Origin of the sequence: Kaistia sp. UC242_56 (assembly GCF_044452255.1) — a bacterium.
Taxonomy (GTDB): Bacteria; Pseudomonadota; Alphaproteobacteria; order Rhizobiales; family Kaistiaceae; genus Kaistia; species Kaistia defluvii_A.
On sequence record NZ_JBIOAN010000001.1, the window covers coordinates 155,401 to 168,126 of the forward strand.

The following is a 12,726-nucleotide window of genomic DNA, read 5'->3' on the forward strand; positions in this document are numbered from 1 at the left end:
CCGCCCACTCTTGGCCGCAATCCGCTTGCAATCTAACGTCCATGAGTGACGCGGCCCAAACCGATCCGGACCTTGGCCGACGGAGTTTCGCCGGTGCATCCGCGCGCGGCCATTCGCGCCGCCCTCATCCCGCCCCCGGCCGCCGCCCGTTCATCACCGTTCTGCTGCTGCTCGCGATCGCCGGATCCTTCGCCGGCATCGATTTCGCGCGCTTCGCCCGCCAGGTCGCCAATCTGAGCCCGCCGACGGATGCGACGGCGGAAGGCATCGTCGCGCTCACCGGCGGGACGGCGCGAATCGACGGCGCGCTCGCGCTGCTGCGCGACAACCGCGCCGAGAAGCTGCTGATCTCCGGCGTCAATCCGGCGGTCGGCCGGCACGACATCGCTCGCGCGGTCGAGAGCGAGGAAAGCGTCGTGCTCGACCAGCGCGTCGATCTCGGCCACGCCGCGCGCGACACGATCGGCAATGCCGACGAGACCCGCGCCTGGGTGGAAAAGCAGGGCATTCACTCGCTGATCATCGTCACCAGCGACTATCACATGCCCCGAAGCATGGTCGAACTCGGCCGCGCCATGCCCGGCGTGCGGCTCATTCCCTACCCGGTTTCCAACAAACAGCTCGAAATGGACCGTTGGTGGCGGCACGCGGCATCAGTAAAGCTTCTCCTCAGCGAGTACCTGAAGTATACGCTCGCTCGTGCGCGGCTCGCCTTCGAGACGCCGCGGGGGGAAAGCGTCACCGCCTATGCTGCGGACACGCTTACTCACGCGACAACGGGCGGGGTTCTGCGCTGACGCCGTATTGTTCGACGCCGACGTAGAACCGCACCATGCTGATCCTTCGCTCACTGCTCTTCCAGGCCGCGTTCTATCTGATCATGGCGATCATCCTCGCCGTGACGCTTCCGTTTTTCTTCTTCCTGCCGCATCGCGCCGCCATCGCCGTGGTCAAGTTCTGGACCGCCTCGTCGATGTGGGCGCTGCGCGTGTTCGCCGGAACGAAGATCGAAGTCCGCGGCATCGAGAAGCTGCCCAAGGGCGGCGGTTTGATCGCGCCGAAGCACCAGTCCGCCTTCGAGACGATGGCGCTGTTCCCCATGCTCGACGATCCGACCTATGTGATGAAGCGCCAGCTGATGTGGATCCCGCTGTTCGGCTGGTACACCTGGAAGGCCGGCATGATCCCGGTCGACCGCGCCGGCGGCTCCAAGGCGCTGCGCAAGCTCGCGGCCGACGCGAAGGAAGCCGTGCAGGAAGGCCGCCAGGTCATCCTGTTTCCGGAAGGCACACGCCGCACGGCCGGCTCGCCGCCCGACTACAAGTTCGGCATCATCCATCTCTATCGAGAGCTGAAGGTGCCGGTGGTGCCGATCGCGATGAATTCGGGCCTGTACTGGCCGCGCAAGAGCTTCCTGCGCTTCCCCGGCACCATCGTCATCGAAGTACTCGACCCGATCCCGCCGGGCCTCGATTCGAAGACCTTCCTGGCGACGCTAATTAACGTCCTGGAGCCGGCGACGGACAAGCTGCTGGTCGAGGCCGCCGAAGGCCCCTTGCCCCCGCCGCTGCCGCCGGAAGCCGCCTCCCGCATCGACACGATCCGGGCCAGCCAGTCGGCTTAGAGAGGCGCTTCCGACCTCGACTCTCCGGCATAGAGGGGTCGTCGCCCCGGCGAAGGCCGGGGCCCATGAACACCGGCCAAGCAAGTCTGGCAACTCACCGCCAGGCCGGTATCTATGGATCCCGGCCTTCGCCGGGATGACGGCGGAGAGGCGCCGATCGTGACCCGATGAGACCGGCTTCTACCTAGCCCGCCGACTCTGCCAGAAGCTGTTCCGCCAGCCATTCGAGCTGCGGATCCTCGATGCCGAGGCTGGCCAGATGCGCGGCCGTGGCAAGCACGTAGTCGCGGTTGCTGCCGGCCTTGCCGACGCTGTCGCGCACCTGCACCAGCACCGCCTCACGCGAGAGATCGCCGGCATATTGCGGATGGTCGCGGTCGACGACATAGGTCACCGCCCGCACATAGTCCCGCGCCGGCCGCTCGAGCCGGATGCTGCGCTCGACCTCCAGATAGGAATTGGTCACCAGCTCACGCTCGCGCAGATAGGCGAGGACCGATTCCCGCGCCTCCGGCGCGACGCGAAACGCCATGCCGCGGCAGGAGCCGCCGCGATCGAGGCCGAGCACCAGCCCGGGATGCTCCGGCGTCCCGCGATAGACATAGGACTGGACGCAGAAGGCGCGCCGCTCGCCTTCGAGATGCGCCGGATGCGCTTCCTCGAAGGCGAAGCCCGGCCGCCACATCAGCGAGCCATAGCCAAAGACCCAGAAATCGGACATGAGTGCGTCCTCGAAAAGACAGATTGTCACCGCGTAACAGCCGCCGCCCGCCACATCAACGGAGGAAACGGATGATCGACCCGGCCAAGACGGACGCAACCGCAGGCGCGGACGCTGCCGCGAAGACCCGGCCCCGTTCCGCCCGACGCAAGTTCCAGTTCGTCATCGCCGCCGCCGTGCTGCTTTGCGCGCTCTGGGCCGGCGGCTGGTTCTGGGCCAACCGCATCGCGACCGAGCGAATCGCCGCCATGAAGGCGGATTTCGTCGCCGAGGGCGGCGTCATCGGCTGCGACGCCGAATCGCTGGGCGGCTTCCCGTTCAAGTTCACGCTCGATTGCGCCCCTGCCTCGCTGGAACTGCCTGCGCGCGGCCTTTCGGCCAGCGTCGGCGCACTGGAGGCGATCGCGCTGCTCTACAATCCCGGCCATGTGCTGGCCTCGGTCCAGGGACCGCTGGCGCTGAAGGCCCCGGGCGACCTCGCTGTCCAGGCGAACTGGACCTCGCTGCAGACCAGCATCCGCGTCGGCACGTCGCGCCTGAAGCGCTTTTCCGCCGTCACCGACGACCTGACGACCACCATCAGCGCACCGGCCGACCCGCGCCTCCCCACCGCCGCGCGGGCCAAGCATGCCGAACTGCATTTGCTGCAGAACGACGCCGACGCCACGGCGCTGGACCTGGCCGGCACCGTCGACGGATTTGCCGCCATCATTCCCGGCGCGCCGCAGCTGCCCGATCTCGCCGCCCAGCTCTACGCCACCCTGCCCGGCGCGCTGCCCGAGCTTCGTGACGGCCATGTCGATCCGCTGCCCGCCTGGCTCGCCGCCGGCGGACAGGTGAAGCTCGGCCAGCTCGGCATCGATATCGGCGGCTTCCTGGCCAATGCCAGCGGCGACCTCTCGGTCGCCCGCGACGGCGTCATCTCCGGCAAGGTCGCGATCCGTGTCGATCAGCTCGAAAAGCTGCCCGATCTCGCCGAATTGCTCCATCCCGGCAGCCGCGACCGCGTGGCGCAGATCCTGGTCCCGCTCTCGGCCTTCCTGAAGCCGGTTCAGGTCGACGGCAAGACCTGGGGCGAGACGACGCTAACGATCAAGAACGGCCGGGTCTCGGCCGGCTTCATCCCGCTCGGCCGCCTGCCGCCGCTGAAGCTCGGCAATGCCGCCGGCGTCGCCGGCAGCTGAGCCGGTTCTGGCGCGCGCCTTGCTTGCCGGTATCGGCATGAAAGCACTCCGGAGACCTGCGCATGATGGAACGGCCCGATGGCACCCAAGCCCCGCTGCGGCTGATGGTGATCAATCCCAACACGTCGGAGGCGATCACGGCGAGGATCCAGGCCCTGGCCGAGGATGAGGCCGGGCCGGATGTCGCCGTCACCGCCGTCACCGCCCGCTTCGGCGCGCCTTATATTTCGGACCGGGCGGGTGCGGCGATCGCCGCCGACGCCGTGCTGGATGTCGCCAAGGCCGCGTCGCAGGAAAGCGGCGAGCCGGATGCGATCGTTATCGCCTGCTTCGGCGATCCGGGCCTTGAGGCCTTGCAAGCCGCCTTCGCCTGCCCCGTCGTCGGCTTCGCCGAAGCCGGCCTTCGCGCGGCCGCGGCCGAGCCGGGTCCGTTCATGGTCGCCACCAATGGCGAAGCCTGGTGCGACATGCTTTCGGAGCTCGCCGGAACGATCGGCCTTTCCGACCGTATCTCCAGCTTCCTGTCGATCGGCGATGCGGCCGCGCGCGATGCCGAACTTTGCCGCGCGGTGATCACGGAAGAGGCGGAACGGACGGGCGCTGCCCGCGTCGTGCTCGGCGGTGCCGGCCTGATCCCGATCCTCGCCGACGTCGCCACCGACCTGCCGCTGCCGCTCATCGACCCCCACCGGGCCGCGATCAGGAAGGCGATCGCATTGGCAAGGTCTGATCCTTCCTTCACCTCTCCCTGAGGGAGAGGTCGAAGGCCGTAGGCCGGCGGGTGAGGGTTTACGCCCTCTCCGGATGGTTCCCTAAACCCTCACCCGGAGCTTCGCTCCGACCTCTGCCTCAGGGAGAGGTGAAGACACAACGCCATCCGCGATATGCTGAGGAGGGCCAAAGGCCTGTCTCAAAGCACGTAGAGTAGCGTCGCATCAAGCTTTGCCCTCAAAACGGCGCGCCCTTCGAGACGACCCTTCGGGTCCCTCAGGATGTTGAGGACGGTGTCCGGCAGGGAAGAAAGCGGGCCCTACGGCTTCGTGTGATCCCGGCGGCCGAAGTCCGGCGCGGCTGTGTCCTGGCCGATCGCGACGATCGAGCGGCGGATGGCGCGGGTGCGGGTAAACAGGTCGAACAGCGTGTCGCCGTCGCCATTGCGGATCGCCCGCGTCAGGGTCGCCAGATCCTCGTTGAAGCGGCCCAGCATCTCGAGCACGGCTTCCTTGTTGTTGAGGAAGACGTCGCGCCACATCGTCGGGTCGGAGGCGGCGATACGGGTGAAATCGCGGAAACCCGAGGCCGAGAATTTGAGCACTTCCGAGCGGATGCCGGATTCGAGGTCCGCGGCCGTGCCGACGATGTTGTAGGCAATCAGATGCGGCAGATGGCTGGTGATCGCCAGAACCAGGTCGTGGTGCTCGGCGCTCATCGCCTCGACATCGGCGCCCAGCGCCCGCCAGAACGCCATCAGCTTTTCAACCGCTGCGGGATCGACGGTTTCGGCCGGGGTCAGCACGCACCAGCGGTTCTGGAACAGATCGACCAGGCCGGCATCGGGACCGGAATGCTCGGTGCCCGCCAGCGGATGGCCGGGGATGAAGTGCACGGCCGAGGGCAGATGCGGGGCCATCGCCTTGACGACGGAAACCTTGACCGAGCCGACGTCGGACACGATCGCGCCGGCCTTCAGATGCGGGCCGATGGCCTTGGCGACGTCACCCGACGCACCGACCGGAACGCAGACGATGACGAGATCGGCATCGCGCACGGCATCCGCCGCATCCGCGAAATAGACGTCGCCCAGGCCGAGCTGTTCGGCGCGGGCGAGTGTCGCCGGGCTGCGGGTCGAGATGGCGATCTCGCCCACCTCGCCGGCGCGGCGCGCGGCGAGGGCGATCGAAGCGCCGATATGGCCGATGCCGACCAGAGCGAGCTTGCCGAAGAGAGGCTCCGACATCAGCGCGCCGTCCGGTGCAGGAAGTCGCGCAGCGCCGCGATCGTCGCCTCGTTCGCCTCGGCCGAGCCGATGGTCATGCGCAGCGCATTGGGCAGGTGATAGCTGGTCATGACGCGCAGGATGATGCCATGCGAGACGAGATATTCGTCGGCATCGACCGCGCGGCGGCCCTTTTCTTCCGGGAAATGGATCAGCACGAAATTGCCGACGCTCGGCGTCACCTCGAGGCCGAGCGAGCGGATGCCCTCGGTGACGCGCGGCAGCCATTCCTCGTTATGCGCGATGGCGGCGTCGATATGGGCGCGATCCCGCAATGCCGCGATGCCGGCGGCCATGGCCGGGGCGGAGACGTTGAACGGGCCGCGGATGCGGTTCATCGCATCGATCACCTCGGCCGGGCCATAGCCCCAGCCAAGACGCACGCCGGCCAGGCCGTAGATCTTCGAGAAGGTGCGCGTCATCAGCACGTTCGGCGCGCTGCCGGCGAGCTCGATGCCGCTCTCATAATCGTTGCGGCGGACATATTCCGAATAGGCGGCGTCCAGCACCAGCAGGACGCGCGGCGGCAGTGAGGCATGCAGCCGGCGGATCTCGCTGAAGGGCAGATAGGTGCCGGTGGGGTTGTTCGGATTGGCGACGAAGACGATGCGCGTCTTGTCCGTCACCAGTTCGAGGATACCGTCGACATAGGCCGTCAGGTCCTTTTCCGGCGCGACGACGGGCGTGGCGCCCGCGGCCTGGATCAGGATCGGATAGACGTTGAAGCCGTGCCGCGAATAGATCGCCTCGTCACCGGGGCCCAGATAGACGTGGCTGACCATGGCGAGCACGTCGTCGGAGCCGTTGCCGCAGATGATGCGGGACGCATTGATGCCATAGGCGTCGGCGATCGCGGCGCGCAGTTCGCCGGCCGAGCCATCCGGATAGATCTCGAGCTTGGCGGCGGCGGCCTGATAGGCAGAAACAGCCGCCGGGCTCGGTCCAAGCGGCGTCTCGTTCGAGGAAAGCTTGTAGACCTTGGAGCCGCCGGTCGCCTTCGAGCGGCCCGGCACATAGGGGGCAATATCCAGCACGCCCGGACGCGGCACGGGCCGGTCGGCGGGCTTGGTATCCGGCGTCTTCGACGACTTGTTCATCACGATACTCCCGCCTCGTCGAGGCGCTCATAGAGAACTGGATTGGCGTCGACATCGCCGATGGCGATGCCGCGCGACAGCGCGCCGACGCGCGCCACATCCTCGAATCCCGCATGCGCCGCGAGGGCGGCAACCGGCGTTCCAACGGGCAGGGCGATCAGCTTTTCCGCTCCCGCCTCGGCCAGCACGGTTCCGCCGGCCGCGACGATCGCCGGCCACGGATCCTTGCCGATCGCCGTCACGGCGAAGAGATCAAGGTCCGGCGGCGTCGGATCGGCCAGTTCCGGCGCGATAACGAAGGCCGGGTGCTCGGCCGGACGGCCGGCGATCCGGATATAGGGCGACATCGCCATGATACGCGGCGCGGACGGACGGCCGAGGGCCCGCCACCAGGCGCCGGCCGATGCCGGCTGCTCGGCGGAGACCAGACCGAGATCGGTGCCGGTCTCGCGGATATGGTTGATCGTCGCCACAGCGTCGGCATAGCCGTGCAGCGCCACGGTGAAGCCGAACAGGAAACGAGCGGTATCGCGCAGCGCATCGCGGGCGACGCCCTGGTCGATGCCGACGTCGAAATTCGCCTGCATCCGCGTGAAGGTCGTGATGATCTCGCGCCAGATATGCTCGACGGTCCAGATCGGCAGCGCGCCCTCGTGGCGGGCCACCAGACGGCGCATCATGTCGGCCTCGCGGCCCGGACGGAACGCGGCGCCCGGCCGGCTCGTGCCCTTGACCTTGATCAGCGTGTCGATGGCCGTGCCGCGCTCGATCAGGCAGCGATGCATCTCGGCATCCAGCTCGTCGATCGTTTGCCGGATGCGGGCGAGTGTCGCCGCATCTGCTTCGGTGGCAGAATTCTTTGTCTCGGTCGAGGCCATCGTTGGATCGGCTCTTGGCGGGAAAAACACAAGCCGCGCCAAGGCGGACGGCGGCGGCCGATTCATAGGCAAGCCCAACCGCAAAATCAAAGAAAACATCGCGATGCCATATGGCGACGACGATGGATGGGATTATCCCGGCGGCGCCAGCGCCGGGCGGAAGGCGGGCTGGCGGCGGCGATGGCTGCGCGCCGGCAGGCCCTGATAGACCAGCTTGGTCGCCTCGACGATCTGCACCCCGGCAAAGCCCGGCCAGAGCATCTCGCCCGTCCGTTCCCAGCCCCGGCCGCTATGGATCAGCATGCGGCTTGCGAAGGGCGGGGCAAACAGCGCGCCGCTCCATGCGGTCTCGCTGAATTCGGTATTGCGCAGCAGCGTCGCCAGCTGGCCGCGGCTGAAGGGCCTGCCATAGCCGAAGGGCGTGCTTTCCACCCGCGCCCAGATGCCGCGCCGGTTCGGCACCACCACGATCAGCTTGCCGCCCGGAACCAGCACGCGCCAGAGCTCGCGCAGCGTCTCGCGCGCATTGGACGCCGTCTCCAGGCAATGGATGACGAGGATGCGGTCGATCGACGAATCGGTCAGCGGCAATTCGTCCTCGGCGACGAGCGCCGCCAGGTTTCCGCCCTCGGACGGCCAGTTCATCACGCCCTGGGCGGCTGGCATGAAGTTGAGCACACGCTCCGCCTGGGCCACGAAAGGAGCGAGATAGGGCGTCGCATAGCCGAGCCCCAGCACCCGGTCGCCGGCGACACGCGGCCAGAGCGCTGCCAGCTTCGCCGCGACCAGACCCTGCGCGACGCCGCCCAGCCGCTCGGTATAGAAGCTCGCGAGATCGAGCACGTCGGGCGTCAGCGTACGGCCCTGTTCCAAACACGATCTCCCCTGTCGATGTCGGCGCGACGATGTTAGGTAACGATCCGAAACGACGCCACCCCATCCATACGCCCATATTGGAGTTCGTCATGGCTCTCGCAATCTTCCAGTTCCCCTGCCTTTCCGACAATTACGGCGTGCTGATCCACGACGAGGCTTCCGGCCGCACCGCCTCGATCGACGCCCCGGACGCCGTGGCCGTCAGCGCGGCGCTGGACAAGACCGGCTGGAGACTGACGGAAATCCTGACGACGCATCACCACGCCGATCACACCGACGGCAATCTGGCGCTGAAGACGACGACCGGCTGCACCATCACCGGGCCGAGCTACGAGGCCGACACCATCCCCGGCATCGACAACACGCTCTCCGAAGGCGACGTCTATGATTTCGCCGGCCATCCGGTGCATGTGATCCACACGCCGGGGCACACGCTGGGCCACATCGCCTATTACCTGCCGGACGACGGGATCGCCTTTGTCGGCGACACGATGTTCGCGCTCGGCTGCGGCCGCGTCTTCGAAGGCACGCTCGACCAGATGTGGGATTCGCTGCAGAAGCTCGCCGCCCTGCCGGACCAGACGGTCGTCTATTGCGGCCATGAGTATACCGAATCGAACCTCCGCTTCGCCATGACCATTGACGGCAGCAATCCGGCGCTGCTCGCCCGCGGCGAGGAAATCCGCGCGCTGCGCGCCGCCGGCAAGCCGACCGTGCCGACGACCATCGCCGCCGAGAAGGCGACCAACCCCTATCTGCGCGCCGGCGATCCGGCCGTTCGCCAGGCGATGGACATGCCGACCGCCCCAGCTTCCGAAGTTTTCGCCGCCATCCGCACCGCCAAGGACAATTTCAAGTGAGTTCGGCCGACGAGATCATCCGCAAGCTCGAACTCCAGCCGCACCCCGAGGGCGGCTTCTATCGCCGCACCTTCGAGGACAGCGTCACCCATGACGGACGGCCCGCCTCGACGGCGATCTACTACCTGCTCGCGGCGGGCATGAAATCGCACTGGCACCGGATCGATGCGATCGAGGTCTGGCACTACTATGCCGGCGCGCCGATCGAATTGTCGCTGTCGGAAGATGGCGGCGTGACCGAGACGTTTCGCCTCAGCGGCGACGTTCTGGCCGGCGAGCAGCCGCAGGTCATCGTGCCCACCGGCTGGTGGCAAGCGGCCCGGAGCCTCGGCGACTGGACGCTGGTCGGCTGCACGGTAGCGCCGGGCTTCCGTTTCGAAGGCTTCGAACTGGCCGCGCCGGACTGGGCTCCGCTCGATCAGCCCGAGCGTTACTGAGGAGAAGACCGCCATTCTTCATCGAGAGTGGCGAAGCGGCATCGCCAAACCGGCGACGGCCCGTTAAGGTGCTGTCGCCGTTGGGGCAATGGCAGCAAATCTAAGATCTGAGTGGGGGGAAGACGTTGGTGCACCGCAGGGATAGGTCATGACGGCCCCAATCAAGAGCGTTCTCTTCGTCGACTATGACAGCCTCTATCTGAGCCTTCGGGCCCGCGACCCGGGCATGGCGCGGCGTTTTGCCCTGCGCCCCGGCGTCTGGCTCGAGGCGATCGAGGCCGGATTGCTGCTGGAGCCGCGCGGCGAGGAAGCCACCCGCCGCCGCATCCTGATGCGCCGCTGCTATGCCGATCCGAAGCTGCTGGGCAAGGCGCGCTCCGCCTTTACAGGCCACGGCTTCCAGATCGTCGACTGCCCGCCCTTGCCGGGCCGCGAGCGCAACTCGGCCGAAATCCACATGGTGCTCGACACCATCGATGCGCTGGCGCACCAGACCGGCTTCGAGGAATTCATCCTGCTGTCGGCCGATTCCGACCTGACGCCGGTGATCTACCGCCTGCGCTCCTACAATCGCTCGACCGTCATCTACTCGACGCTGACCACCTCGGCCGGCTATCGCACCATCGCCGACGGCGTGCTCGACGAACAGGCGCTGATCGCGCTTCTCGCGCCCACGGCTGACGCCGAAACGCCCGAGACGACGGACGAGGCGGAGGAAGAGAACGCGCAGGGCCGCGCCAATGGCAACGAGCGCGACGGCCTGGCCGGCCTCGCCCGCCGCGTCCACCAGGCGACCAACGTCCCGCTGTTCTCGCCGCGCGTCTATGGCGAACTGTTCCGCGCGTTGACCCGCGAAGTCGCCGAGAACGGCTATCATTTCCAGACCACGGCGGAGAATGTCGCGGCGCGGCTGACGGCGAACGGCCGCAACGCCTCGCGCCGGCAGATTGCCTTCGTGGTCAAGGGACTGGCGCTGAAGGGCCATGTCTTCTCGACCAGCGACAGCCCGGAAAAGCTGGCGGAAGCGTTCAAGGAACAGGTGCTCTATCTCGCGCGCAATGCCGGTGTCGAAATCGACGAGGGCATGGAGACGCTGATCAGCACCTGGATCGTCGGCCGCGAAAGCTCGACGCCGGCCGGTGCCTCGCCGTCCCTGCCGGCTGAAGCGCCAGTGGTCGCCGCCGCGCCGGTCGAGCGCCCCGCCCCACGTCCGATCCCGTCGCCGCCGCCGATCCAGGCGGCTCCGCAGGCCCCTGCCCAGCCCGCCTGGACCCGACCGGCCGTGTCGCAGCCCGATGCGCCGCAGCCCACCGTGCAGCCGCAGGCCCTTCAGCCCCAGGCCCCACGGCCGGTGATCGCGCCGCAGCCGGCGGCCCCCGCGACGGTTTCGCCCTCGCGCCTGTCGTCGCAGCCCTCGGCCCAGCCCGTGGCGCCGCAGGCGATCCCACGCGAAGCCCGTCCGATCAGCCTGCAGCCGATCTCGGCGACCATGCCGCAGCCGACCCGGCCGATCCAGGTGCACGCCATCGTCGAGCCGGCGCCCGAACCGGCCGCGCCCGAGCCCCAGGTGGCCGCGCCCGTAGAACCGCGCGCCCCGCGCCCGGTGGCGGAACCTGCCGCGCCGGTGCTGAGCCCCGCGCCCCAGGCGCCGCCGCCACAGGCCGCCGTACGGGCCGAGATCCGGCCCGAAACGCCGCAACCGACGCTCCGTCGCTCGCAGGTCGACCCGGAATCGCTGCTCGCCGAGATTTCCTCGCCGCAGTCGGCGCCCCGTTCCAACATCGCCCCGCCGCGCCCGCGCGCGCCGCGGCCGATCACCCCGGAAGCGGCGGCCGAGCCGGCGCCGCCGGCCAGCCCGGCGCGCCCGCCCGCGCCCCGCGCCCCCGCCGGCACCGCTGTCGCCACGCGGCCTCCGGCCCGGCGCCTGTCCGCTTCCGCGCCCGACAATGCCGGCGACCCGATCGAAAATTCGATCCTCGCCGCGATCGCCCAAGCGGTCGATGTGTTGGTCGATGACGGCGGCGAGCAGGAGGCTCCGCAGGCAGCGCCCAAGCCGGTCGAGGCGCCGGCACAGCGCGCCGTGCCGCCGCGGGCCCCTGCCCGTATCGCGGCGCCCGTGCGCGCCCCGGAGCCGACGCCCGACCCGACCGCCGAGGATGGCGACATCGGCGACGAGATCCAGCGGATCCTCGCCGCCTACAGCCAAAACCGGAAGCCGACCGGCCGATAGAGGCTACGAGCTTCGCATTCTCCAATGAAAAAGGCCGGCGCTGGGCGCCGGCCTTTTCTTCTACGAGCGGTGAGAAATCCGCTGCCGGCGATCAGCCATTCGCCATGTACTGGCCGCCATTGATGGTCAGCACCGCGCCCGTCATGAAGGCGGAGGCATCCGAGGCGAGATAGGCGACCAGCGCGGCGATCTCCTCGGCCTTGCCCAGGCGGCCGACCGGTATCTGGCGAAGAATCCCTTCCATCACCTTGGGCGGCACCGCCATCACCATGTCGGTATCGATATAGCCCGGGCAGATGCAGTTGACGGTGATGCCCTTGCGGGCATTTTCCAGCGCCAGCGCCTTGGTGAAACCGACGACGCCGGCCTTGGCGGTCGCATAATTGACCTGGCCGAGCTGCCCCTTCTGCGCGTTGATCGACGAGATGTTGATGATGCGGCCGAAGCCGCGCTCGCGCATCCCTTCGATCAGCGGCCGCGTCATGGTGAACATCGAATCGAGGTTGGTCCGCATCACGCTGGACCACTGCTCCTGGTCCATCTTGTGGAACCAGCCGTCGCGCGTGATGCCGGCATTGTTGACCAGCACCTCGACAGGGCCGACGGCCAGTTCGACGGCGCGCACGCCATTGGCGCAGGCCTCGGCATCGCTCACGTCCCACTGGAACACCGGGATGCCGGTTTCCGCCTGAAAGGCATGCGCCTTCTCGACATTGCCGGCGAAGCTGGCCGCGACCGTGTAGCCGGCGGCCTTCAGCCCCTTGGAGACGGCCGCGCCAATGCCGCGCGTGCCGCCGGTAACGAGGGCGACTTTCCCCATGTG

At 68.1% G+C, this 12,726-nt stretch carries 13 protein-coding genes; 7 read left to right on the top strand and 6 right to left on the bottom strand.

All coding sequences use genetic code 11. The annotated features are described in order from the left end of the window. Positions 1-41 precede the first annotated feature (41 nt). Complete coding sequence (locus tag ACHMWQ_RS00765; RefSeq protein ID WP_396306018.1) at positions 42-797, top strand: YdcF family protein; 756 nt, start codon at positions 42-44, stop codon at positions 795-797. Between the two features lie 35 nt (positions 798-832). Then, positions 833-1,624, top strand: coding sequence for a lysophospholipid acyltransferase family protein (locus ACHMWQ_RS00770; RefSeq protein ID WP_396306019.1), 792 nt, complete (start codon positions 833-835; stop codon positions 1,622-1,624). A 184-nt stretch (positions 1,625-1,808) separates the two neighbouring features. Here the strand turns inward: ACHMWQ_RS00770 and ACHMWQ_RS00775 are convergent, their stop codons facing one another. Further along, positions 1,809-2,345, bottom strand: a complete 537-nt coding sequence (locus ACHMWQ_RS00775; RefSeq protein ID WP_396306020.1) for a gamma-glutamylcyclotransferase — start codon at positions 2,343-2,345, stop codon at positions 1,809-1,811. A gap of 71 nt (positions 2,346-2,416) precedes the next feature. Between ACHMWQ_RS00775 and ACHMWQ_RS00780 the strand changes: the two genes are divergently transcribed. Next, positions 2,417-3,529, top strand: a complete 1,113-nt coding sequence (locus ACHMWQ_RS00780; RefSeq protein ID WP_396306021.1) for a DUF2125 domain-containing protein — start codon at positions 2,417-2,419, stop codon at positions 3,527-3,529. A 62-nt stretch (positions 3,530-3,591) separates the two neighbouring features. Further along, on the top strand, positions 3,592-4,281 hold the full coding sequence (locus ACHMWQ_RS00785) for an aspartate/glutamate racemase family protein (protein WP_396306022.1): 690 nt from the start codon (positions 3,592-3,594) through the stop codon (positions 4,279-4,281). Between the two features lie 278 nt (positions 4,282-4,559). Here ACHMWQ_RS00785 and ACHMWQ_RS00790 read toward each other — a convergent pair whose 3' ends face one another. From ACHMWQ_RS00790 to ACHMWQ_RS00805, 4 genes are all read right to left on the bottom strand, one after another. Further along, entirely contained in the window at positions 4,560-5,486 is a 927-nt protein-coding gene (locus ACHMWQ_RS00790; RefSeq protein ID WP_396306023.1) for a prephenate/arogenate dehydrogenase family protein, read from the bottom strand. Then, on the bottom strand, positions 5,486-6,622 hold the full coding sequence (gene hisC / locus ACHMWQ_RS00795; RefSeq protein WP_396306024.1) for a histidinol-phosphate transaminase: 1,137 nt from the start codon (positions 6,620-6,622) through the stop codon (positions 5,486-5,488). Before hisC ends, ACHMWQ_RS00790 begins: the two co-directional genes overlap by 1 nt. After that, positions 6,622-7,500, bottom strand: coding sequence for a chorismate mutase (locus ACHMWQ_RS00800; protein WP_396306025.1), 879 nt, complete (start codon positions 7,498-7,500; stop codon positions 6,622-6,624). The genes hisC and ACHMWQ_RS00800 overlap by 1 nt, the downstream gene beginning before the upstream one ends. A 132-nt stretch (positions 7,501-7,632) precedes the next feature. Further along, positions 7,633-8,373: a methyltransferase domain-containing protein gene (locus ACHMWQ_RS00805; protein WP_396306026.1), complete on the bottom strand. Its 741-nt coding sequence runs from the start codon at positions 8,371-8,373 to the stop codon at positions 7,633-7,635. Between the two features lie 92 nt (positions 8,374-8,465). Here ACHMWQ_RS00805 and gloB point away from each other — a divergent pair, with 92 nt between their 5' ends. The 3 genes from gloB (at position 8,466) to ACHMWQ_RS00820 (ending at position 11,903) form a co-directional block, all read left to right on the top strand. After that, positions 8,466-9,236, top strand: coding sequence for a hydroxyacylglutathione hydrolase (gene gloB, locus ACHMWQ_RS00810; RefSeq protein ID WP_396306027.1), 771 nt, complete (start codon positions 8,466-8,468; stop codon positions 9,234-9,236). Beyond that, entirely contained in the window at positions 9,233-9,673 is a 441-nt protein-coding gene (locus ACHMWQ_RS00815; protein WP_396306028.1) for a cupin domain-containing protein, read from the top strand. Before gloB ends, ACHMWQ_RS00815 begins: the two co-directional genes overlap by 4 nt. 148 nt (positions 9,674-9,821) lie before the next feature. After that, positions 9,822-11,903, top strand: a complete 2,082-nt coding sequence (locus ACHMWQ_RS00820) for an NYN domain-containing protein (protein ID WP_396306029.1) — start codon at positions 9,822-9,824, stop codon at positions 11,901-11,903. A gap of 91 nt (positions 11,904-11,994) precedes the next feature. Here the strand turns inward: ACHMWQ_RS00820 and phbB are convergent, their stop codons facing one another. Then, the gene (gene phbB, locus ACHMWQ_RS00825; protein WP_396306030.1) at positions 11,995-12,723 is read right to left on the bottom strand and encodes an acetoacetyl-CoA reductase; all 729 of its coding nucleotides are present in this window, start codon (positions 12,721-12,723) and stop codon (positions 11,995-11,997) included. Between the last annotated feature and the right edge of the window lie 3 nt (positions 12,724-12,726).